Source organism: Nonomuraea jiangxiensis (assembly GCF_900099965.1).
In the GTDB taxonomy this organism is placed as follows: Bacteria; Actinomycetota; Actinomycetes; order Streptosporangiales; family Streptosporangiaceae; genus Nonomuraea; species Nonomuraea jiangxiensis.
On record NZ_FNDJ01000003.1, the window covers coordinates 236,379 to 258,426 of the forward strand.

Sequence of the window (22,048 nt, forward strand, 5' to 3'; positions counted from 1 at the left end):
GCTGAGACCGGGGTCGTGGTGATGTGCCGATGGCTCTGACGGGGCGGGCCGGGCTGGTGGCGGCGATCGGGATCGTGGTGGTGCTGCTCGCGCCGCAGCCGGGGGCCGCGCTGGCCGGGGTGTGCCTGCTGCTGGCCGCCGCCATCCTGGTGGACCTGGTGTTCGCCGGGGCCGTGCGCCCGCTCAGGTTCCACCGTTCCGGCGACACGCTGATCCGCCTGGGCCAGCGGGCCACGGTCGAGCTGATCGTGGAGAACCCGGGCTCCAGGCGCGTCCGCGGCCGGCTCAGGGACGCCTGGCAGCCCTCTGCGGGCGCCGGCCCGCGGGTGGCCGAGCTGGACGTGCCCGGGGGCGAGCGCCGCAGGATCATCATGACGCTCGACCCCACCAGGCGCGGCGACCGCTCGTCCGTCGCGGTCACGGTCCGCTCGGTCGGTCCGCTCGGCCTGGCGGCCCGCCAGGGCGACCACCAGGCCCCGTGGTCCGTACGTGTGCTGCCGCCGTTCCTGTCTCGCAAGCACCTGCCGTCCAGGCTGGCCAGGCTCCGCGAGCTCGACGGGCAACATCCGGCGCTGGTGCGCGGTCAGGGCACCGAGTTCGACTCGCTGCGCGAATACGTGGTGGGCGACGACGTGCGCTCCATCGACTGGCGGGCCACCGCGCGCCGCCACGACGTGGTCGTACGCACCTGGCGCCCGGAACGCGACCGCCGCGTGCTGATCGTGCTCGACACCGGCCGTACCTCGGCGGGCCGGGTGGGCGACGCGCCGATCCCCATGGCCGGTGCCACCCCGGGCGGCGGCGGGCTGCTGGCCGGACCCGATTCGCGGCCGGCGCCCGGCTGGCCGCGGCTCGACTGGTCGATGGACGCCGCGTTGCTGCTGGCCGCGCTCGCCGCCCGGGCCGGTGACCAGGTGGACTTCCTGGCCTACGACCGGGCCGTACGCGCCTGGGTGGGCGGGGCGTCCCGCACCGAACTGCTGTCGTCGCTGGTCAACGTGATGGCGCCGATCGAGGCCGAGCTGATCGAGGCCGACTCGCAGGGCATGGTGGCGGCCATCCTGGCCCGGGCCAAGCGGCGCTGCCTGGTCGTGCTGCTCACCGACCTGAACCCGGCGGCCCTGGAGGAAGGACTCATGCCGGTGCTGCCCCAGCTCTCGTCGCGGCACCTGGTGCTGGTCGCCGGGGTGTCCGACCCGCGGGTTGCGGCCATGGCGGGCCGGCGGGGGTCGGCCGAGAAGGTCTATGACGCGGCGGCGGCCGAGCACGCCCAGCTAGGGCGCAGGCGGATCACCACCCGGCTGCGGCGGCACGGGGTGGAGGTCGTGGACGCGCCGCCCGAGGAGATCGCCCCCGCACTCGCCGACGCCTACCTGGCACTGAAGGCGGCGGGCCGACTCTGAAGGGGAGCGCTGAAGGGGTCGGACGGCTCTGCGTGGGGTCAGGCCGTGGGGGCGACGTCGGGGGCGCGTTCGAGGTCGCCGGTCTCGTTCTGTCTCAGGGCGCGGCGGCCGAAGACGATGACGTACGTCAGGAAGACCACCTCGGCGAGCACCCCGATGCCCACCCGCGCCCACGTGGGCAGCCCCGACGGGGTCACGAACGCCTCGATCAGCCCCGACACGAACAACACCACGACCAGCCCCAGCGCCACGCTCATCACGGCCCGCCCCTGCTCGGCCAGCACCTCCACCCGCCGGCGCGGCCCGGGATCGACGACCTTCCAGCCCAGCCGCATGCCCACCGCCCCCGCCAGGAACACGGCGGTCAGCTCGAGCAGCCCGTGCGGGGTGATCAGGCCGAAGAAGATGTCCAGCTTGCCCCTGGAGGCCATGAGCCCGGCGGAGACGGCGACGTTCGCGGCGTTGACGTAGAGCACGTACGGGATCGGCAGGCCCAGGGCGATCGAGTAAAGGATCATCTGCGCCGCGATCCAGGCATTGTTCACCCAGACGCCGCTGGCGAAGGAGGCGGCCGGGTGCTCCGAGTAGTAGTTGGCGAAGTCCTCGTTGACGAGCTGGTTGATCTGGTCGGGAGAGGCGATCGACGCCTGCACCTCCGGGTTGGCGGCGATCCATGCGCTCATCCCCCAGGCGACCGCCATGAACGCCGCCGCGCTGCCCAGCCACCACCACCGCGCCCGGTAGGCCACCACCGGGAAGGTCACCGTGCAGAACCTCACCAGCTCCCGCCAGGCGGGCGCGTGCGCGCCGGTCACCGCGGACCTGGCCCTGGCCACCAGCGCGGACAGCCGCCCGGTCAGCATGAGGTCGCTGGAGGAGGAGCGGACGATCGACAGATGCGTGGACACCCGCTGGTAGAGGTCCACCAACTCGTCCACCTCCGCGCCGGTCAGCGACGAGCGCTGGTTGACCAGGTGTTCGAGCCGGTGCCAGGTGGGCCGGTGTGCCGTGACGAACGCGTCGATGTCCACCCGACCATTGTGGCCGCTCGATCAGCGGCACATAGCCGTTAGGCTCCACATATGTCAGAGGTTGTGACCGGTGACGCCGTCGTCGTCGAGGTACGGGTGGCGCAGATGCCCTCCCGCGCGGTGGCGATCATCATCGACATGGCGGTTCAGCTGCCCCTGCTGATCGCCGCCTACATACTCCTGGGCACCTTCGCGGCCATCAGCGACCCCGCCATCTTCGGAGCCGTCATGATCGCGATGCTCGTGCTGGTGACGGTCGCCTATCCGGTGATCTTCGAGTCGATCAGCAGAGGGCGCAGCCTCGGCAAGCTGGTCATGGGGCTGCGGGTGGTCAGCGACGACGGCAGCCCGGAACGGTTCCGGCAGGCCCTGTTCCGCGGGCTGGCCGGGTTCCTGGAGCTCTGGTCGTTCTCCGGGGCGCCCGCGTTGATCTCCTCGCTGATTTCGCAGCGGGGCAAGCGGATCGGCGACATCTTCGCCGGCACCATCGTGATCTCGGAACGGGGGCCGCGTGACACCACGCAGCTCATCGTGATGCCGCCGCGGCTCGCGAGCTGGGCGACCACGCTGGAGCTCTCCCAGCTCCCGGAGGAGGTGACGCGGGCCGCCAGACAGTACCTGGTGCGCTGGCACGACCTGTCACCGCAGATCCGGCACGAGATGGGGATGCGCATCGCGACCCAGGCGGCGGCCTTCGTCTCACCGGCCGCGCCCGCCGGGGTGCCGCCGCATGCCTACCTGAGCGCCATCCTGGCCGAGCGCCGCCGCCGAGAGCAATTGCGTTTCGCGCGCCAGGCAGGCAACGGCCTGCCGCCCCAGGCCCGGCCGCAGACCCCGTACCCGCAGGTCCCGCAACCCCAGGCGTACCAGGCGGGCCCGTACCCGCAGCCGCAGGCGTACCAGCCTCCCGGCGCACCCGCGCCGGAGCCGCCGAGGGCGACTCCGGGCGGGTTCGCTCCGCCTCAGTGAGCGCGGTCAGCGGGCGGGGCGAGTTCAGTCATGTCCCCGGTTCCGGTACGACTCCTGCGTCTGCACGTTCAACCGGTCGGTACGAACGTTCTTGGCGCTGTCCGTCCGCCAGTCGTCGATCTTGATGATGTCGAGGCCCTCGTTGAAGTCGGCCCCGTAGATGTAGCCGTTGTAGTAGTACGCGGACCAGATGCCGCCGCCGCCACCGGCCGCGCGGGGACCGCGTTCGAAGAAGCCGATCTCCTTCGGGCGGGAGGCGTCGGTGAGGTCCCAGATGGACAACCCGCCCATGTACCAGGCCTGGACCATGATGTCGCGGCCCTTGACCGGGATCAGCGAGCCGTTGTGCGCCACGCAGTTCTCGCTGTCGTCCTGGTAGCGCGGGATCTTGAAGTAGCTCTTGAACCTGAGCTGCCCCCGCGAGAGCTCGTAGATCGCGTCCGCGCCGTGGTTCGGACCGACGGTCGCGTTGCAGGTGGCCTCGCCGCCGCCGCCGAGCTCGTCGGTGAAGATCACCTTCCGGGCGTCGTTGGTGAACGTGGCCGAGTGCCAGAACGCGAAGTTCTCGTCCGTGGTCCTGGCCGTGACCCTCGGGTTCAGCCGGTCGGAGATGTCGAACAGCACGCCGTCACCCATGCACGCGCCCGCCGCGATGTCCTTCTCCGCGTAGGCCGTGATGTCGTGGCAGCCGGTGGTCGGCACCAGCAGGTTCGGCTGGCTCTCGTTGCCGCCGTCGGGGAAGACGACCGGGGTGGCCGCGACCGCCGCGGCGGTCGGGTCGTTCAGCGGCACCTTGATGATCGAGATCTTGTCGTGCGGCGGCAGGCAGTCCGGGAAGTTGTCGGCCGGCAGGTAGGACGAGACGTAGAGGTAGACGTTGCGGTTCCGGTCGCGGCCCTTGCCGGGGACAAGGGTCAGGGTGTGGGAGCCGCAGTTGGTCTCGACCGACTTGATGTACCTCGGGTTCCGCTTGTCGGAGACGTCGAAGATCCGCACGCCCTCCCACGACTCCTTGATCGTGGCGGACTGGCCCGTGCTGGCGCACGAGTCGTTGTTGCGGGAGGAGTCGACGGCGGTGAACAGCAGGTTCCCGTACACCGCCACGTCCATCTGGGCCCCGGGGCACACGACGGAGCTGACGACGCTGGCCTTCTTCGGGTTCCTGATGTCGTAGATCGAGAAGCCGCCGTAGTTGCCGACGTAGGCGTAGTCACCCTGGAAGGCGATGTCGGTGTTGATGGTGCCGGCGATCGGGGTCGGCTTCGGGATGTTGCGGACGTGGGTCACGTTCGAGCTGGTGACCACGGTGTCGGGCGGCGGGATGTCATTGGCCTGTGCGGGCATCGCCGTCAGCGCTAACGCGACGGCCGCCCCGACCATGACGAGGGCACGGCGCGGACTGGACACTCGAGAGCCTCCTTGATCACGTATGTCCTAAAAAAGAACACAAGTGAACAAGATGGTGAGCCCCCGCCCTCGCTCCCGACCAGATGTCACCTTGTCAAGAAATTTCATGACTTGACGGGTTGAACGGCGATTGTCGCCGACATAGCATCTTTCGCCGTTCAACGCCCGCAGGCGGCGAGCACCCGGGGGTGCCCACCGCCTGACGGAGGTGAAATCAGTGGTCGTGGCCGCGACCGCGGTCGTTGTAGGACGGCTGCGACTGGACGTTCAGCGAGTCCATCTTCACCTTGTCAGCGCCCTTGGTACGCCGGTCGTTGATCTTCAGCACATCGAAGCCCAGGTTGAAGTCGGAGCCGTAGATGTAGCCGTTGTAGTAGTAGGCGGACCAGAAACCGCCGGAGAGCGCCGGAGCGGTGTTGTCCGGGCCGCGCTCGAAGTAGGCGATTTCCTGCGGGTTGGCGGTGTCGGTGAAGTCGACCACCGAGATGCCGCCCTGGTACCACGCCTGCACCATGATGTCGCGACCCTTGACCGGGATCAGCGAGCCGTTGTGCGCGACGCAGTTCTCGGTGTCGGCCTGGTGCCGCGGGATCTTGAAGTAACTCCTGAACTGGAGCTGACCCCTGACGATGTCGTAGTACGCGTTGGCGCCCCGGTTCGGGCCGATGGCCTCGTTGCAGGTGGCCCGGCCGCCGCCGCCGAGCTCGTCGGTGAAGATCACCTTCGTGCCGTCGTTGTTGAACGTGGCCGAGTGCCAGAACGCGAAGTTCGTCTCGTCACGGGCGGTGGCGGTGACCCTGGGCTGCTCGGGGTTGCGGATGTCCAACAGGACACCCTCACCCATGCAGGCGCCCGCCGCGATGCCCTTCTCCGGGTAGGCCGTGATGTCGTGGCAGCCCGCGGTGGCGGACTTGCCGTCGGGGTAGGAGCCCGGCACGCCGGGGAAGCCGCCGTCGGGGAACAGCACCGGCGTCGCGACGACCGAGGCCTCCGTCGGGTTCCTCAGCGGGATCTTGACGATCGAGATGAGGTCGTGCGGCGTCTTGCAGTCCGGGAACGCGTCGTTGGGACCGTACGACGAGATGTAGACGTAGACGTTCTTGCCCCGCTTGTCAGGCACGAGCGTGTGCGTGTGCGAGCCGCAGTTCGTCTCGACCGACTTGATGTACTTCGGGTTCCGCTTGTCGGAGACGTCGAAGATGCGGATGCCCTCCCACGACTCCTTCACGGAGGCGGGCTGGCTGGTGCTGCTGCAGGAGTCGTTGTTGCGCGAGGAGTCGACCGAGCCGATCAGCAGGTCACCGTAGACCGACAGGTCCATCTGGCTGCCGGGGCAGACGACGGAGCTGACGACGCTGGTCCGCTTCGGGTCCTTGATGTCGTAGATCGAGAACCCGGAGTAGTTGCCGACGTAGGCGTAGTTGCCCTGGAAGGCGATGTCCGTGTTGATGTCGGTCAGCGCTTCGGGCTTGGGCACGTTCGTGACGTGCTCGATGTTAGGGCTCATGACGATTTCGCCAGGGGCCGGGATGTCCGCAGCTTGGGCCGACACTGAGGTGCCGGTCATCGCGAGGACAGCCGCGAGGAGCACTACGGCTCTTCGGGGGGTGAACACTCGGGAACCTCCGATAAAGGGGGCATAAATCTAGGCAATCTTCGCGCCACCGAGCCCGGTAGGCCAGCGTGCAATCTGTCAAACTTTGTTCCGTTTCGACCCCTTCCCATTTGCCCCATGTACGCATAAAGTGCCCATTCTCGACTGCGTCAGTTAAGGGAGGCCGGGTGCGCGCCGCGCTCGTTGTCATGGTGGGCACCGTGGTTGCCCTTTCCGGCTGCAGCTCCAGCACCCCTCCGCAAGCGCCGCGAGCCGCCTCTACGGCCCCCGTGATCGCCCCAGGACGCCCCGGAGAGCAGGCGCAGACGTTGTCGCCCGCCGAGGCCGCCACCGCCGTGCCCTCACCCACCGCGAACGCCGCCGACGTCAAGTACGTCCAGGACATGATCGTCCACCACCAGCAGGCCCTGGACATGGTGCTCCTCGCCCCGAGCAGGGCCGAGTCCACGCAGCTCAAGGGCCTGGCCGACCGGATCAAGGCGGTCCAGGGCCCGGAGATCCAGTACATGACCACCTGGCTGCGCGAGCAGGAGCAGAAGGTGCCCGATCACCACGCGGCGCACGACGGCATGCCAGGGATGGCCACGCCCCAGCAGATGGAGGCGCTGAAGGCGGCCACCGGCAAGGAGTTCGACCGGCAGTTCCTGCAGCTCATGATCAACCACCACCTGGGCGCGATCAAGATGTCGGGGCAGGTGCTGACCAGCGGCTCGCACGTCAAGATCGAGGAGCTGGCCACCGAAGTCAGCGTGGAACAGACGGCCGAGATCCGCCGCATGCAGGAGATGCAGGCGACCCCGTGACCCCCGCGAACGGCGGAGCCACGGTCAGGACCCCACCCGCCAGGAGTGCAGGTAGGCCTCCTGCTCCAAGGTGAGCGTGTCGATGCCGATGCCGGTGGCGGCCAGCTTGAGCCTGGCCACCTCGTGGTCGATCTCCGCCGGCACGTCGTAGACGCCGGGCGCCATGTTCGCCCGCTCGCCGACCAGCCACTCCACGGCCAGGGCCTGCGCGGAGAAGGACATGTCCATGACGGCCGCCGGATGGCCCTCGGCGGCGGTGAGGTTGACCAGCCGCCCCTCGGCCAGCAGCAGCAGCCGGTTGCCGCCGGGCATGACGTACTCGTCGGTGTTGGGCCGCACGCCCCGGTGCACCTCGCGCGCCATCTCGTCCAGCGCCCGCACGTCGATCTCCACGTCGAAGTGCCCCGCGTTGGCCAGGATGGCGCCGTCCTTCATGACCGACAGGTGCTCGGCCCTGATCACGTCGCGGTTGCCGGTCACGGTGACGAACAGGTCGCCGAGCGTCGCCGCCTGGGCCATGGGCCGTACCTCGTAGCCCTGCAGGATGGCGTCGAGCGCCTTGACGGCGTCGATCTCGGTCACGATCACCCGCGCCCCGAACCCCTTGGCCCGCTCGGCCACCCCCCGCCCGCAGTAGCCGAACCCGGCCACGACCACGGTACGCCCCGCCAGCATGGTGTTGGTGGCCCGCATGATCCCGTCGAGCGTGGACTGCCCGGTGCCGTACCGGTTGTCGAACATGCGCTTGGTCCGCGTGTCGTTCACCGCCACGACGGGGAACCGCAGGGCGTTCTCGGCGGCCATCTGCCGCAGCCTGATGATCCCGGTCGTTGTCTCCTCGCACCCGCCGGAGACCCGTTCGAGCAGGTCCGTACGCTCGGTGTGCAGGATGTTCACCAGATCGCACCCGTCGTCGAGGACGAGGTCGGGTTCGACATCGAGCGCCTGGTGGATGTGCCGGTAGTAGGTGGCCCGGTCCACCCCCGCCCGCGCGTGCACCGCCATCCCGTAGGTCCGCAGGGACTCGGCCACGTCGTCCTGCGTGGACAGCGGGTTCGAGGCGGCCAGGGCGATCTGCGCGCCCCCCGCCATCAGGGCCCCCATCAGCACGGCCGTCTCGGCGGTGACATGCAGGCAGGCGGCGATCCGCACCCCGGCGAGCGGCTGTTCGAGCCCGAACCGCTCCCCGATCGCCGTCAGCACCGGCATCGAACGCGCGGCCCAGGAGATCTGCCGCTCACCGCTATCACTGAGATCCATGGCCAGCCTTTGAGCGAAGGGGACGGGAGCGCCCTGATAAGGGAAAGCTCCGGGAGGGCGCTAACCCCTCCCGGAGCGGTCTTCTACCGGAGCAGATCTAGTAGCGGTAGTGGTCGGACTTGTACGGCCCCTCGACGTGAACGCCGATGTAGGCGGCCTGCTCCTTGGTGAGCTCGGTGAGCTTGACGCCCAGCGCGTCCAGGTGCAGCCGGGCGACCTTCTCGTCCAGGTGCTTGGGCAGCGTGTAGACGCCGATCGGGTATTCGGCCGTCTTCGTGAACAGCTCGATCTGCGCGATCACCTGGTTGGTGAACGAGTTGGACATCACGAAGCTCGGGTGGCCGGTCGCGCAGCCGAGGTTCATCAGCCGGCCCTCGGCCAGCACGATGATCGAGTGCCCGTCCTCGAAGACCCACTCGTCGACCTGCGGCTTGATGTTGTTCCTCACCACGCCGGGCGTCTTGGCCAGGCCCGCCATGTCGATCTCGTTGTCGAAATGACCGATGTTCGAGACGATCGCCTGGTGCTTCATCCGCGCCATGTGAGCGGCGGTGATGATGTTGAAGTTGCCGGTGGCGGTGACGAAGATGTCCGCGATGCCGACGACCTCGTCGAGCGTGGTGACCTGGAAGCCGTCCATGGCCGCCTGCAGCGCGCAGATCGGGTCGATCTCGGTCACGATGACGCGGGCGCCCTGGCCGCGCAGCGCGTCGGCGCAGCCCTTGCCGACGTCGCCGTAGCCGCAGACCACGGCCACCTTGCCGCCGATCAGCACGTCGGTGGCGCGGTTGAGGCCGTCGATGACGGAGTGGCGGCAGCCGTACTTGTTGTCGAACTTGGACTTGGTGACCGAGTCGTTGACGTTGATCGCCGGGAAGAGGAGCTGGCCGTTCTTGTGCATCTCGTAGAGGCGGTGCACGCCGGTGGTGGTCTCCTCGGTGACGCCCTTGATGCTCTCGGCGATCCGGGTCCACGTCTTGTCCGCGCCGACCGTCCGGGTGAGCAGGTCGATGATGACGTGCCACTCCTCCGGGTCCTCGGCGGTGGCCGCGGGCACGGCGCCGGCCTTCTCGTATTCGGCGCCCTTGTGCACGAGCAGCGTGGCGTCGCCGCCGTCGTCCAGGATCATGTTGGGCGCGTCACCGCCCGGCCACGTCAGGGCCTGCTCGGTGCACCACCAGTATTCCTCCAGCGTCTCGCCCTTCCAGGCGAACACCGGCACGCCCTTCGGGTCGTCGACGGTGCCCTCGGGGCCGACGACCACGGCGGCGGCGGCGTGGTCCTGCGTGGAGAAGATGTTGCAGCTCACCCAGCGGACCTCGGCGCCGAGCGCCACCAGCGTCTCGATGAGGACGGCCGTCTGGATCGTCATGTGCAGGGAGCCCATGATCTTCGCGCCGCGAAGGGGCTGGGAAGCCGCGTATTCCTTGCGAACCGCCATGAGGCCGGGCATCTCGTGCTCGGCGAGCCGGATCTCCTTGCGACCGAAGTCGGCCAGTGAAAGGTCAGCGACCTTGAAGTCCATTGGGTGTCCCCTCGCGTCACGGATGTGTTCCGGTAGACGAGTTTAGGTGGCACGACGCCGCGGACGCACCTTCAGGATGCTGAAACTGACGTAAGAATGTAAGAATGCGCATCACGGAAGCTGCCAAGCGGCTCGGTATGTCCCCCCGAATGCTCCGATACCGGGAGGCGCTCGGTCTGCTACCACCGGTGCGGGAGCAGGGGGCGCACCGGCGCTTCGGGCCCGACGAGCTGGCCGCCGTGGCGCAGGGGGTGGAGTTGGAGAAGCGGTTCGACGTGTCGCCGGCGGAGCTGGCGTTCGCGCTGCGGGTGCTGAGCGAGCCCGCGGTGGCGGCGGCGGTGCGCGATCTGGGGGTGCGGATCGGGCGCATCCAGGTGCCGCGCAGGGCCCTGGACTTCGAGAAGGAGAAGGCCCTGCGACTGCTGCGCCCGCCCGGCAGGTGAGCCCGCCCTCCGGCCCGCCGCGGTCGGCCCGCTACGGGCGGACCCGCCGCGATCGGCCCGCCGCGGTCGGCCCGCTACGGGCGGGCCGTGGTGCTGGGCGCCCTGTCCAGGTCCGGCTCCAGGTAGATGACCCGGGCGATCGGCACGGCCTCGCGGATGCGGCGCTCGGCCTCGTCGATGCCCCGGGCCACCTCGCCCGCCGTGTCGTTGTGGGCGACCGCGATCTTGGCCCCCACCAGCAGCTCCTCCGGGCCCAGGTGCAGCGTGCGCATGTGGATGATCCGGTCCACCTCGGGCGCGCTCTCCAGCGCGGCGCGGATCTGCGCCTCCATCTCGGGGGTGGCGCCCTCGCCGACCAGCAGCGACTTGGTCTCCATGGCCAGCACAACCGCGATCACGGCCAGCAGCACGCCGATCATCAGGGTGCCGACGCCGTCCCAGACGCCGTTGTCCGTGATGACGGCCATCGTCACGCCGAACAACGCGAAGATCAGGCCGAGCAGCGCGCCCAGGTCCTCCAGCAGGATGACGGGCAGCTCGGGTGACTTGGAGCGGCGGACGAAGGCGACCCACGACTGCTTGCCGCGTACGGCGTTGGATTCCTTGATCGCCGTACGGAACGAGAACGACTCGGCGACGATCGCGAAGATCAGCACCGCGAACGCCCAGATCGGCGCCTCCACCCGATGCGGATCGGAAAGCTTGTGCACGCCCTCGTAGATCGAGAACGCCGCGCCGATGGTGAAAAGCACGACGGCCACCACGAAGGCGTAGAAGTAACGCTCGCGGCCGTAGCCGAACGGATGCTCCCTGGTGCTGGCCCGCGCCGCCCGCTTGCCGCCGACCAGCAGCAACACCTGGTTGCCCGAGTCGGCGACCGAGTGAATGCCCTCCGCCAGCATGGACGAGGACCCCGTGAAGGCCGCGGCCACGAACTTGGCCACGGCGATCGCCAGGTTGGCGGTCAACGCCGCAATGATCGCCTTCGTACCGCCACTCGCGCTCACCGATCTGCTCCACTCATATATTGCTCAAAGGCCCGAAAGGGGATCCTATTGTGAAATTCTGGCCTTCAGCTCAGCTATCGCCGAGACAGGCGTCGGGTCGATGCCGTATCCCAGCGCCAGATACGTGCTGGCGTAGTCGCCCAGCCCGACCAGCGTGGCGATCCGCTCCAGCGGGTGCTCGCCCTCGGCCGCGAGCTCGCTGACCGCCACGTCCCGGTCGCGCGCCAGGCGTACGGCCGCCTCGCGCCGCCGCGTCACCTGCGGGTGCTCCTCCACGTCGCGCAGCACCACGAGCCTGATCGCGGGGCCCGGCGCGTCGGCGAAGATGTCCCGCTCAGCCAGCGGCCCGTCGAAGGCGACCACCTGGTTGTGGCAGACCTCGGGCAGCTCGCCGTGGATGGCGGGATATTTCGCGTTGGTGTTGAGCTGGGAGGCCAGCCGGTAGGCCGCCACCCCCGCCGCCGGCGACGACCCCCAGATCATCGGCAGGTTGTCGGCGAGGTCCATGGCCAGCGACTTGCCGGGGTTGATGAACGACTCGCTGGACGGCCTGCACCGGTGTGCCATGTCCTCCAGTGAACTGGCCACCCGTTCGTAGAGGTCGGCGTCGGCCGGGACCAGCCGCAGCGCGGCCGCGGCCACGATCAGCGGGATCGTCAGCAGCCAGATGTTCGCCCTGGACTGGCCGGAGACGGGCACCGGCACGTAGACCGCCGAGGCCTGGGTGGCGATGGCCTCCAGCTGGGAGCCGGGGGCGCCCACGCCGAGCAGCGAGCAGCCCCGCCGCACGGCCTGCATGGCCACGGACACGGTCTCCTCGGCCTCGCCCGAGCTCGACACGACGACGACCAGGTCGGTCGCGCCGACCCAGCCGGGAAGCTGGTAGGAGCGCAGGGACACGACCGGCAGCGGCGCGCCGTTGCCCACCACGGCCGTGAGGATGTCACCCGGAATGCCCGAGCCGCCCATGCCCGCGACCACGATGGCACGCGGGCGCCCCTGGCTCGCCAGGCGGTCGACGCGGGACTCGACGGCGATGCGGTAGCCGGTGCGCACGTGAGCGGCGGAGGCGGCGACCGCGAGCAGCATGCCGCCCGGATCGCCCTCGGTGAGGTGCCGCTGGTCGTCGAGCCGCGCCGGCTCCCAGGTCACGGCTTCCTGGCCTCGTCGACGAGCAGGACGGGAATGTCATCCCGGACCGGGTAGATCAGGCCGCAACCCGTGCAGGCCAGCTCTTCGGCCTCGGTCTCCGCGCGCAGCCGGGCCTTGCACGCCGGACAGGCCAGGATCTCCAGCAGCCAGTCGTCGATCTTCACTCTGACACCTTTCCCACAATGGCGAGGACCTCGTCCCTGATCGCCGACATCATGCCAGCGTCAGCGGCCTCCGCGTTCAGCCTGAGCAGCGGCTCGGTGTTGGACGTCCGCAGATTGAACCACCAGCCGGACCCGGTCACGGTCAGCCCGTCGAGCTCGTCGAAGTCACCGCGCCCCGCGAACGCCTCGCGCACCCGCCGCAACGCCTCGCCCTGGTCGGAGACGGCGCTGTTGACCTCGCCCGAGGAGTGGTAGCGCGAGTAGGCGGCCACCATCTCGGACAACGGCCTGTCCTGCTCCCCCAGGGCGGCCAGTACGTGCATGGCCGCCAGCATCCCGGAGTCCGCGAACCAGAAGTCACGGAAATAGTAGTGAGCCGAGTGCTCGCCGCCGAAAACGGCGCCCGTGCGGGCCATCTCGGCCTTGATGAACGAGTGCCCCACGCGGGTGCGCACCGGGACGCCGCCGTGCTCGCGCACGATCTCGGGCACGCCGAGCGACGTGATCAGGTTGTGGATGATCGTCGCGCCCGGATATTTGGCCAGCTCCCGCACGGCGACCAGGGCCGTGATGGCCGACGGCGAGACCGACTCGCCGCGCTCGTCGATCACCCAGCACCGGTCGGCGTCACCGTCGAAGGCCAGCCCCAGGTCGGCACCGCTCTCGACCACCGTCCGCTGCAGGTCGACGAGGTTGTGCGGCTCCAGCGGGTTGGCCTCGTGATTCGGGAAGTCACCGTCCAGCTCGAAGTAGAGCGGGGTCAGCTCGATCGGCAGCCCCTCGAAGACCGCCGGCACCGTGTGCCCGCCCATGCCGTTGCCGGCGTCGACGACGACCTTGAGCGGCCTGATGCCGCGCAGCTCGACGAGCGTGCGCAGGTGCTCGGCGTAGCCGGGCAGCAGATCCTTCTCGATCACCGATCCGACCGGCGTGGCCGTGACCCCGACCAGCTCGGCGGCCCTGTCGCGGATCTCCGTCAGCCCCGTTTCGCCGCCGATCGGCACCGCGCCTGAGCGGCACATCTTCATCCCGTTGTAGCGGGCGGGGTTGTGGCTGGCGGTGAACATCACGCCCGGCAGCCCGAGGCTCCCGCTGGCGTAGTAGAGCAGGTCGGTGGATCCCAGCCCGGCGTGCACCACATCGGCGCGACGCGACAGCGCTCCGCGGATGAACGCCTCGGCCAGCGGCACGGACGACTCCCGCATGTCGTGCGCCACCACGACCGACTCGGCACCCATGATCTCCACGAAGGCCGCCCCCACGGCCTCGGCGGTCGGCTCGTCGAGCTCGTCGGGCACCACCCCGCGAACGTCATACGCTTTGAAGATCTTGGCGAGGTCGCCCACTCTCCAGCTCCGCCCTTAGGTCGTTCTCCTCCGTGTAAAACGAGCCTACCGGTCGCGATGCTGCTGGGCCGACCTCAGAACGCGCAGGTGCCCCCGGCGGCCGACCTCGACGCCCTGGCCGACGGGCTCACCGCTGCCGGACGGCGTGGGCCGCGCGGCCTCCCTGACCGCGTTGGCCAGCGCCTCCAGATCGTCGGAGCTGGGGGACGCGCCGTCCGTCGGCAGGCGTACGACCTCCCAGCCACGGGGAGCGGTCAGCCGCTCGGCGTGTTCGGCGCACAGGTCATAGCAGTGTGGCTCCGCGTACGTCGCCAGGGGGCCGAGGACAGCGGTCGAGTCGGCGTATACGTACGTGAGCGTGAAGACGGCAGGCTGGCTGCAGGCGGTGCGGGAACAGCGGCGGACGGGGCTCACGGAGGGACCGTATCCGGTAAGAGTGCCAGGCGCCACTATCTGAGCGCTCTTTACGAGCGTGTCGCCACAATTCGGACACCTGTCGCAGGCTTTCGACCCACATGCCCGATGCCATCGGGCTTCCCGGACACCGCTCGCCCGTCACGCAAGCCTCGGTACGCACCTCTAGGCACCCCTGCCTTTACCACCCGGGCACTCACTTCAAACCCCCGATTTCGCCTCCGCGCGACGGCGACGCCGCTCCCTGTGACCGCGCGGCCCGCCCCGTACACTTGCTGTCGTGAATCACAAGCGCGGTCCCAGACGGCGCGACCGCCACGGCCGCGGTCTCCGCGGCCCCCTCGCCCCCTCGCACGTGCCCCTGGCCAAGTCCCGCAGCGAGCGCTTCGACGACCTCGTCCTCGACGCCGTCGACCGGCTCCGTCCCCGCTGGGAGCGGCAGCTGTCGGTGGTGGAGTTCGCGGTCGAGGAGGTGCCGCCGCTGAGCGAGCTGGGCGACGGCCCGGGGCTGACCTCGGATCCGATCCCCTTCGGCCGCGCGGACACCGCGACCGGCCAGCGTCCGGCCGCGATCGTGATCTACCGGCGCCCGCTGGAGGCCAGGGCGAGGGACCGCGACACGCTGGGCGCCATGGTCCACGACACGGTGGTGGAGCAGGTCGCCACGTTGCTGGGCATCTCGCCGGAGACCGTGGACCCCGGCTACGACGACCGCCGCTGACCCGGGCCGCGCGAGCCCTTACGGCAGCACCACGCGCGGGGAGTCGTCGAGCGGTGGCAGCAGCGTCCACATCCGGGCCGGGGCCAGCGGCTGGGCCGTGATCAGCAGGCCCGTCTTCTGGTTCTCCTCCACCACCCGCCCGCCGTAGACCTTCCCCGACACGGGCGAGACCACCACCGCGAACTCCCCCTTGCCCTTCAGCGGCACGCTCCTGGTCCGCCCGGCCGGCACGGAGACCTCGAACGCCGGCTCCGCCGCCCCCTCGTCCGGGACCAGCTGCACCCGCACCTTCCCCGGCCCGCCGAGGGCGGTGAGCACCAGCCGCGAACCCGGAAGGTTGCCGGCCACCGCGCTGCCCAGCTCCAGCGACGCGGTCCCCGCCGTGAACGCCACGTCAGGGTGCCGCCCCGTGCCCGTGATCACCACCCCGGCCACGATCGGGACCGAGGACGTGAGCTCCAGGGCCGCGGACGAGGCGCCCAGCCCGGTGGTGACGTCCAGCGAGACCACCCCGCCCGCGGGCACGTCCAGGGACTCCCGGCCCCTCATCGCGTACTCGGCGTCCTCGCCCACCGCCTTGACCCGCACCACCGCGTCGGCCTGGCCGGGCGCGGCGACCAGGAGCTCGCGGCGGCCACCGCCGCCGGGGATCCCGGGCACGACGACCCGCGTGGCGGGCGGGGCGGCGGCGGGGAGCCAGTCGACGCCCCCGCTCTCCAGCGTCGTCCTGGCGGCGACGGCCACCCGGCCGAACACGGTGGTGACGCTCACCGCCATCACGTCAGCGGCGGGGGCGAGGGTCTTGAGGTCGATCTCCCTGTGCGTGCCTGGCGCCACCTCCAGCCCGATCCCCTGGTCGCCGGAGACCATGCCCTCGGCCGCGTAGACCAGCACATCGACCTGGGCGGGCGCCTTGTCGGCGTTGGTGAGGTGGAGGCGTAGGTCGGCGTTCGCGGGACCGGGGCCCACCAGCCACGTCGCGGCGGCGGGCTCGGTGCAGCGGACCCCGGCCAGGCCGCGGGCCGCCCCGGCGGTGGCCCGGGTCAGGTAGCCCGCCTCCAGGCCGGCGGGGCCGCTGGTGACGTACGGCTCGTCCGCCAGGTCCTCGTGCGACAGGGTGCCGGGCAGGTAGACGTCGACCTGCTCGCCCTTGCCGCCGGGGCAGACCGCGGTGACCGACGCGACCGGGACCTTGCGCGGGCCCGCCACGGGGTGGGTCTGGGGGGCGGCCGGCCTGGTGGCGTACGCGAGGCCGTACAGGCCCGTCAGGGCGGCGACGACCAGCACCAGCAGGCCGAGCCGATGCTCCACGAACGCCCTCATCACGCACCCGCCAGGGCCGGGGCCGGTGCTTCCGCTTCCTCGGGCGAACGCCGGCCGGGCGCCGCCAGCAGCGCCATCACCAGCACCAGCGCCCCCTGCGCCAACAGCCACGGCGTGTGCAGGACGCTCACCGGCTGGGCGGGCACCCGAGTGACCGGCTCGGTCAGCGCCCACACGCCGCCGCCCGTCTCCGACAGGCTCAGGCGCCGCAGCGACGGCTGCGAGTCCAGCGTCCTGGCCAGCCCGGCCGGGATGGGCGGGGCCACGGCCACCATCGCGATCCCGCTCTCGGCCAGCGCGGCCGCGTCGCCGCCGCGCCCGCCGATGAGCCCCTGCGCCGCCGCCCCGATCCGGGTGCGGGCCTCGGACGCGACGGGCAGCTCCGACTCCCCGAGCAGCGGGGTACGGCCGTGCAGCACCGTGAAGGACGACCCCTTGATCACCAGAGTGCGCTCGCCCTGCGTGGTACGCGCCGCCGCCAGCGCGGGCAGCACGTCGGGAGCGTCCCGCACGAGCGGCCCGCGCACGCCGTTGACCACCCAGAAGCCGGCGGCCAGCAGCGGCGTGCTGAACGCCACCGCCACCACCACGCCGGCCCCCAGCCGCCGGGGCCCGCCGCCGACACGCAACTCGCTCAGGCGATGCGCGGTCAGGCCCACCAGCACCACCAGCCCGGCGCCGGCGAAGGCCAGCGGCACCCCCGGCCAGACCCGGACCCCCGCGACGGTGACCCGGCTGACCAGGACGGCCGCCAGCATGCCGTACAGGGCGGTGCCCCAGCCGATGGCGACGATCACGCGCTGGCGGCGCATGAGGAGCGCGGCCAGCGCCGCGACCAGCAGGCCCGCCGTCACCCAGAACGGCGGCAGCCCAGGCCCGCCCGGACTGAGCGCCGGCAGCGACTCGGGGGCGGGCGAGGCGTCGACCAGCGTCGGGTCGTTGAGACCCGCTTCGAGCAGGAACCGGCCCGGGTCCGTCGCCAACTCCGCCAGCCACGGGAACAGCAGCGCGACCGGCACCGCGAGCGCGATGGCCATCGAGACGATCGCGTGGCGGAACGCCACCGCCGCCAGCACCCCCAGCACGGCGTAGAGCGGGTACACCAGCGGCACGAACGCCGTCCCCACGGCCAGCAGCAGCCCGAGGGCCCAGGCGGTACGGCGGGCGCGCCGCCGCTCGGCGGACACCAGGGTGGCGGTGAGCGAGGCGTAGGCCGGCACCAGCACGAACACCACCGCCGTGCCCAGCCGCCCCGCCGCCACGGCCCCGGTCGCGACGGGCAGCAGCGCGTACGTCCCCGCCGCCCACGCCCGCGCGGGCACCGCCGGGATGACGTGCCGGGTGGCCAGGTACGCCGTCGCGCCCGCCAGCGGCACCGAGCCCAGCAGCAGCACGGAGACCGCCAGCCACGTCTTGCCGAAGGCCAGCGTGGAGGCGATGGCGAGCACGGCCACGTACGGCGGCGCCCAGTCGGTCGAGCCGAGCCCGACGTCGTGGAACCCCTCGGTGTAGAAGGCCCACAGGTCGGCCGCGCCGCCCGTCACGGGGACGAGGGCACCGCCGCCGAGCCGTTCGCCGCCCAGCAGTGACCGCTCGGCGACCGCGGCGACCGCTGTCAGCGCGAGCATGAGGACGACGCCCGGCCGGCTGAGGAAGCGCTTGACGGCGCCGGTGTCCGCCGGGACGACGGCGTACTCGTCCTCGGCGGCCTGCTGCTGCTGGTGATGGCGGCCGGCCGAGTCGAGGGGCGCCTGGCCGGCGAGGAAGCTCTGCACCATGTCGGTGAGCCGCCGGTAGGCCGCCCCTCGCGGGGTCATCAACCGCTTTATGCGCCTATATCCCTTTTTGCGGCCGTGGTGGCGGGCCCGGCGCGCCCGCACCAGCCGGAACGGGTGCGCCAGGACCGAGCCCATGGCCACCACCTCGTCCAGCGCGTTCGCGGGCTGCTTGCTCACCACGAACAGCAGCGTGCGGAAGGCCGAGCCGACCACATTGCGCAGCAGGGCCCACCACATCGGCCAGAACGGCAGGTTGGCCAGCACCACGAAGATCGCGTTACGGCGGTCCAGCCGGCGCGGATGATCGCCGCTGACCGCGATGCGCCGCCGCCTGCGGGCCGCCGCCTCGGCGTGCCAGGCCACGGCGGAGGTCACGCTCAGGACCTTGTGCCCGGCGTTGCGCACCCGCCAGCACAGGTCGAGGTCGTCGCGGAACAGCGGGAAGAACGGGTCCAGCCCGCCCACCTGCTCCCATACGTCACGGCGGATCAGCATGCCCGCCGTGGACACCGACAGGACCTCCCGCGTCCCGTCGTGCTGTCCCTGGTCGAACTCGCGCGGCTCCAGCCCCGTGTCCCTGCGCCCGGTGCGCCCCACGGTCACGCCGAGCTCCAGCAGCCGCCGGCGGTCGAGCCAGTCGCGCAGCTTCGGGCCGAGCACGGCGGCCTTCGGATCATGCGCGGCGGCGGTGAGCAGCGCCTCCAGTGCCCGCCGGTCGGGGGCGCAGTCGTCGTGCAGCAGCCAGATCCACTCGTCGCGCCCGCCGGGCGACGGCACCGGCGGCAGCTTCTCCAGCGCCTGCGCGACGGCCTCGCCGAATCCGGTGGAACGGGGCAGGGAGATCAGGCTGCCGCTGCCGAGCGTCTGGGCGAGCAGGTCGGCCGAGCCGTCCCTGCTGCCGTGGTCGACGCCCGCCACGCGGTCGGGCCGGCGGCTCTGGCTCGCCAGCCCCCGCAGCGTCTCCCCGAGCCAGCGCGCGCCGTCGTGGGCGACGACGATCGCGGTGACGTACGGGCGGGACATGGGTGGACGACTCCTGGGGGGTTGATCAGCGCACTCACCGAAGAGGTCAAGCGGGCTCACCATACCGGTCAAAGGCCATCACGCATGCTAAAAGGGGCCACACGGCGGCCCGCGTGACCCCTTCGGCCATATACCTAAACGGCCTGGCGCTTGATTCGTCTGCGCTCCCGCTCGGACAGTCCACCCCAGATGCCGAACCGCTCATCGTGCTCGAGTGCGTATTCAAGACACTCGGCACGGACCTCGCACGATCGGCAAACCTTCTTGGCCTCTCGGGTGGAGCCGCCCTTTTCCGGGAAGAACGCCTCCGGATCAGTCTGCGCGCACAACGCACGCTCCTGCCAGCCGAGTTCTTCAGCGTCAAGCTGATCCTGTGCGATGACCGGATCGGTCACTGCACACCTCCCTGCCGCCCGCCCGCAATGGAGCCCCCCATGGACGCCTTCCTTAGTACCCACCCACAGGAAGGCGTAACAACATGGTTGTAATTACACGCGCGTGCCGTAGGTGACGTCAAGCGGCATGCAGGTATCCGGGGAAAGACCAGATCTCGCCCCGGTGTGCTTGGCATGTGATGTTCGCCCCCCGCCGCCGCCCGGCTGTGCTTGGCCTCGGCAGGAGTTGTTCAACGCTGTCAGCGGTCGGAACCGTACCAGGGCGGGATAGACGCCCGCCCCCGGCCCACCTTCTCTCTAGCCGTTCATTGCTGGTCCGTTACCTGCGTGGCTCATTGGGGGTGTATATGGCGGTCGGGTCGATCGGGTCGTCTCCCGGGCGGCGCTGGTCGCCGCCGAAGGGCGTGGCGGAGGCGTCGAGCCGCATCGTCGACTCGCCCTGGGGCTCGGGCCAGCCGGGCGGCTGGGGCGGCGCCTGGTGGGTGGGCTGGTACTGGCCCTGCTGGGGCTCGTACGCCGCCGGCTGCTGGGGGTGCTGCTGTGGGTGGCCGAAGGGGTCGTCGTACGACCTGCCGGCCTGGCTGGAGTAGTCGGGCACGCGCAGTTCGGGCTGGGTGCCGGCCGCGGTGGAGTGCTGGTAGGTCTCCGCCTGCTGATAGGCGTCCATGAGCTGCTGCGAGCGCGGGTCCACGGGCGGGTCGGGCTCCTGGTACGCGTTCGGCGTGGCGTACTCGTGCCCCGAGTACCCGCTGAACGGCTGGCCACCCGGCTGGGTCGCGGGCTGGTCGAAGGCGCTCTGGCCGAAGTACGAGCCCTGGTCGGCCTGGGGGTAGCGGACGTCAGGGGTCGTGTCGCCCGGCGGGAACGGCTGGTCGGCCTGGGGCGCGAAGGCGCTGGGCGCGGGCTCCGGCGGCGCGTACTGGCCGGGCTGCTGCTCCGGGGCCGGGGCGTAGGGGTTGGGCTGGTCGTTCCCGGCGGGCGCGTACGGGTTCGGGCTCGGCTGGCCGTAGACGTTCGGCTGGCTGTCGGCGGGGACGTACGGGGCGGGCTGGTAGTCCGCGGGCGGGGTGGCGTATTCCGGGGCCGAGGGAGCGGCTGGCGGGGTGGCGTAGTCCAGGGCCGAGGGGCCGGCGGGCAGGGCCGCCCTGACGGGCTGGTAGGGCTCGGGCTGCTGCTGACCGTAGGCGGCCTGGGGGTTGGGCTGCTGGTGGTCGGCCGGGGGTCCGTACGAGGGCGGCTCGGGCTGCCCGCCGAAGCTCGGCGGCTGCTGGCCGTAACCGGGCTGCTGGCCGGACGGGGGCTGCTGACCGTAGCCGGGCTGCTGGCCTGTCGGCGGTTGTTGACCGTAACCCGACTGCTGACCGGACGGGGGCTGCTGGCCGTAACCGGGCTGCTGACCGGACGGGGGCTGCTGGCCGTAACCGGGCTGCTGGCCCGAGGGGGGCTGCTGACCATAGTCGGGCTGCTGGCCGGAGGGGGGCTGCTGGCCGTAACCAGGCTGCTGCTGGCCCGACGGCGGCTGCTGACCATAGTCGGACGGCGGCGGCTGCTGGCCCGAGGGGGGCTGCTGGCCGTAGCCGGGCTGCTGGAAGGGGGCGGCCGCGGGGTCCTGCTGGCCGTAGGCGGCCGACGGGTCCTGCTGACCGTAACCCGGCTGCTGGCCCGAGGGGGGCTGGCCGTAGCCGGCGGGGGGCTGCTGGCCGTAGCCGGGGCCCTGCTGCTCGGGATGACCGAACTGCTGCTCGGGATGGCCGAACTGCTGCTGCGGCTGGCCGAAGTGGGGCGGCTGCTGGCCGAACTGGGGCTGGTAGACCTGCGCGACCGGCCGCTCGGGCAGGACCTGCGGCAGCAGGTAGACCAGCGCGATCGCGGTCAAGGCGAGCTGGGGCACACCCTGGAGCACGAACTCCAGCAGTGAACGGAAACCGCCGCCGGCGAACAGGCCGAGCAGGAACGAAATCACCCCGAACAGCGTCGCCAGCGACAATCCGGCCACCGCACCGTACGTGATCAGCTTCGCCTTGGGCGACGGGGTGCCGACCTTGGTAACGAGCAGCACGGAGCCCAGGAGCAGTGCCGTCACGACCGGGCTGACCAGCGCCGGCAGGTTCATCCTCGCGCTCTCGACGGTGGACACGCTGAAGCTCGGCGAGACCAGGATGTGGCCGATCAGCACCAGCACGTCCACCAGTCCGGCGACGAGCATGACCAAGGCGCCCGGCTCTCTCAGCCGAGCGACGTCGAATTTGCTCACAACTACCCCCATCAG

19 protein-coding genes are annotated in these 22,048 nt (G+C 70.8%); 5 read left to right on the forward strand and 14 right to left on the reverse strand.

Going from position 1 to position 22,048, the window contains the following annotated elements; genetic code table 11:
- The first annotated feature begins 29 nt into the window (after nt 1–29).
- Nucleotides 30–1,403, forward strand: coding sequence for a DUF58 domain-containing protein (locus BLS95_RS07385; RefSeq protein WP_090930125.1), 1,374 nt, complete (start codon nt 30–32; stop codon nt 1,401–1,403).
- 38 nt (nt 1,404–1,441) lie between these two features.
- Here BLS95_RS07385 and BLS95_RS07390 read toward each other — a convergent pair whose 3' ends face one another.
- Nucleotides 1,442–2,434: a stage II sporulation protein M gene (locus BLS95_RS07390; RefSeq protein ID WP_090930126.1), complete on the reverse strand. Its 993-nt coding sequence runs from the start codon at nt 2,432–2,434 to the stop codon at nt 1,442–1,444.
- Between the two features lie 51 nt (nt 2,435–2,485).
- Between BLS95_RS07390 and BLS95_RS07395 the strand changes: the two genes are divergently transcribed.
- Nucleotides 2,486–3,403, forward strand: coding sequence for an RDD family protein (locus BLS95_RS07395; protein ID WP_090930127.1), 918 nt, complete (start codon nt 2,486–2,488; stop codon nt 3,401–3,403).
- 24 nt (nt 3,404–3,427) lie between these two features.
- Here the strand turns inward: BLS95_RS07395 and BLS95_RS07400 are convergent, their stop codons facing one another.
- Nucleotides 3,428–4,810, reverse strand: a complete 1,383-nt coding sequence (locus BLS95_RS07400; RefSeq protein WP_090930128.1) for an LVIVD repeat-containing protein — start codon at nt 4,808–4,810, stop codon at nt 3,428–3,430.
- A gap of 214 nt (nt 4,811–5,024) precedes the next feature.
- Nucleotides 5,025–6,425, reverse strand: a complete 1,401-nt coding sequence (locus tag BLS95_RS07405; RefSeq protein ID WP_425434699.1) for an LVIVD repeat-containing protein — start codon at nt 6,423–6,425, stop codon at nt 5,025–5,027.
- Nucleotides 6,426–6,694: 269 nt separating this feature from the next.
- Between BLS95_RS07405 and BLS95_RS07410 the strand changes: the two genes are divergently transcribed.
- Nucleotides 6,695–7,228, forward strand: a complete 534-nt coding sequence (locus tag BLS95_RS07410) for a DUF305 domain-containing protein (protein WP_245764901.1) — start codon at nt 6,695–6,697, stop codon at nt 7,226–7,228.
- Between the two features lie 24 nt (nt 7,229–7,252).
- On the opposite strand, the gene BLS95_RS07415 is transcribed toward BLS95_RS07410, so the two are convergent.
- On the reverse strand, nt 7,253–8,488 hold the full coding sequence (locus BLS95_RS07415; RefSeq protein WP_090930130.1) for an adenosylhomocysteinase: 1,236 nt from the start codon (nt 8,486–8,488) through the stop codon (nt 7,253–7,255).
- A gap of 97 nt (nt 8,489–8,585) precedes the next feature.
- Nucleotides 8,586–10,013, reverse strand: coding sequence for an adenosylhomocysteinase (ahcY, locus tag BLS95_RS07420; protein WP_090930131.1), 1,428 nt, complete (start codon nt 10,011–10,013; stop codon nt 8,586–8,588).
- A 104-nt stretch (nt 10,014–10,117) separates the two neighbouring features.
- Here ahcY and BLS95_RS07425 point away from each other — a divergent pair, with 104 nt between their 5' ends.
- Nucleotides 10,118–10,456: a MerR family transcriptional regulator gene (locus BLS95_RS07425; RefSeq protein WP_090930132.1), complete on the forward strand. Its 339-nt coding sequence runs from the start codon at nt 10,118–10,120 to the stop codon at nt 10,454–10,456.
- A 74-nt stretch (nt 10,457–10,530) separates the two neighbouring features.
- Here BLS95_RS07425 and BLS95_RS07430 read toward each other — a convergent pair whose 3' ends face one another.
- Genes BLS95_RS07430 through BLS95_RS07450 form a run of 5 tightly spaced genes read right to left on the reverse strand, consistent with a single transcriptional unit; the run spans nt 10,531 to nt 14,539 of the window.
- Complete coding sequence (locus tag BLS95_RS07430; RefSeq protein ID WP_090930133.1) at nt 10,531–11,463, reverse strand: cation diffusion facilitator family transporter; 933 nt, start codon at nt 11,461–11,463, stop codon at nt 10,531–10,533.
- Nucleotides 11,464–11,508: 45 nt separating this feature from the next.
- The gene (locus BLS95_RS07435) at nt 11,509–12,615 is read right to left on the reverse strand and encodes an SIS domain-containing protein (RefSeq protein WP_090930134.1); all 1,107 of its coding nucleotides are present in this window, start codon (nt 12,613–12,615) and stop codon (nt 11,509–11,511) included.
- Nucleotides 12,612–12,779, reverse strand: a complete 168-nt coding sequence (locus tag BLS95_RS07440) for a Trm112 family protein (protein ID WP_090930135.1) — start codon at nt 12,777–12,779, stop codon at nt 12,612–12,614. Before BLS95_RS07440 ends, BLS95_RS07435 begins: the two co-directional genes overlap by 4 nt.
- A complete protein-coding gene (locus BLS95_RS07445) occupies nt 12,776–14,125 on the reverse strand; it encodes a phosphomannomutase/phosphoglucomutase (RefSeq protein WP_090930136.1) in 1,350 nt (449 codons plus the stop codon). Before BLS95_RS07445 ends, BLS95_RS07440 begins: the two co-directional genes overlap by 4 nt.
- 45 nt (nt 14,126–14,170) lie before the next feature.
- On the reverse strand, nt 14,171–14,539 hold the full coding sequence (locus tag BLS95_RS07450) for a DUF3499 domain-containing protein (protein ID WP_090930137.1): 369 nt from the start codon (nt 14,537–14,539) through the stop codon (nt 14,171–14,173).
- Between the two features lie 280 nt (nt 14,540–14,819).
- Here BLS95_RS07450 and BLS95_RS07455 point away from each other — a divergent pair, with 280 nt between their 5' ends.
- A complete protein-coding gene (locus tag BLS95_RS07455; protein ID WP_090930138.1) occupies nt 14,820–15,260 on the forward strand; it encodes a metallopeptidase family protein in 441 nt (146 codons plus the stop codon).
- Between the two features lie 18 nt (nt 15,261–15,278).
- Here BLS95_RS07455 and BLS95_RS07460 read toward each other — a convergent pair whose 3' ends face one another.
- From BLS95_RS07460 to BLS95_RS57675, 4 genes are all read right to left on the reverse strand, one after another.
- A complete protein-coding gene (locus tag BLS95_RS07460; protein WP_090930139.1) occupies nt 15,279–16,583 on the reverse strand; it encodes a DUF5719 family protein in 1,305 nt (434 codons plus the stop codon).
- On the reverse strand, nt 16,583–19,384 hold the full coding sequence (locus tag BLS95_RS07465; RefSeq protein ID WP_090930140.1) for a glycosyltransferase family 2 protein: 2,802 nt from the start codon (nt 19,382–19,384) through the stop codon (nt 16,583–16,585). Before BLS95_RS07465 ends, BLS95_RS07460 begins: the two co-directional genes overlap by 1 nt.
- A gap of 134 nt (nt 19,385–19,518) precedes the next feature.
- The gene (locus tag BLS95_RS07470) at nt 19,519–19,779 is read right to left on the reverse strand and encodes a WhiB family transcriptional regulator (protein WP_020546325.1); all 261 of its coding nucleotides are present in this window, start codon (nt 19,777–19,779) and stop codon (nt 19,519–19,521) included.
- A 319-nt stretch (nt 19,780–20,098) separates the two neighbouring features.
- Entirely contained in the window at nt 20,099–22,033 is a 1,935-nt protein-coding gene (locus tag BLS95_RS57675) for a hypothetical protein (protein WP_245764948.1), read from the reverse strand.
- Nucleotides 22,034–22,048 lie beyond the last annotated feature (15 nt).

Excerpts from the sequence above, each read along its gene's own strand:
- BLS95_RS07425 (WP_090930132.1), top strand. The coding sequence starts at position 10,118 with ATGCGCATCACGGAAGCTGCCAAGCGGCTCGGTATGTCCCCCCGAATG.
- BLS95_RS07460 (WP_090930139.1), bottom strand. The coding sequence starts at position 16,583 with ATGAGGGCGTTCGTGGAGCATCGGCTCGGCCTGCTGGTGCTGGTCGTC.
- BLS95_RS07465 (WP_090930140.1), bottom strand. The coding sequence starts at position 19,384 with ATGTCCCGCCCGTACGTCACCGCGATCGTCGTCGCCCACGACGGCGCG.
- ahcY (WP_090930131.1), bottom strand. The coding sequence starts at position 10,013 with ATGGACTTCAAGGTCGCTGACCTTTCACTGGCCGACTTCGGTCGCAAG.
- BLS95_RS07415 (WP_090930130.1), bottom strand. The coding sequence starts at position 8,488 with ATGGATCTCAGTGATAGCGGTGAGCGGCAGATCTCCTGGGCCGCGCGT.
- BLS95_RS07395 (WP_090930127.1), top strand. The coding sequence starts at position 2,486 with ATGTCAGAGGTTGTGACCGGTGACGCCGTCGTCGTCGAGGTACGGGTG.
- BLS95_RS07385 (WP_090930125.1), top strand. The coding sequence starts at position 30 with ATGGCTCTGACGGGGCGGGCCGGGCTGGTGGCGGCGATCGGGATCGTG.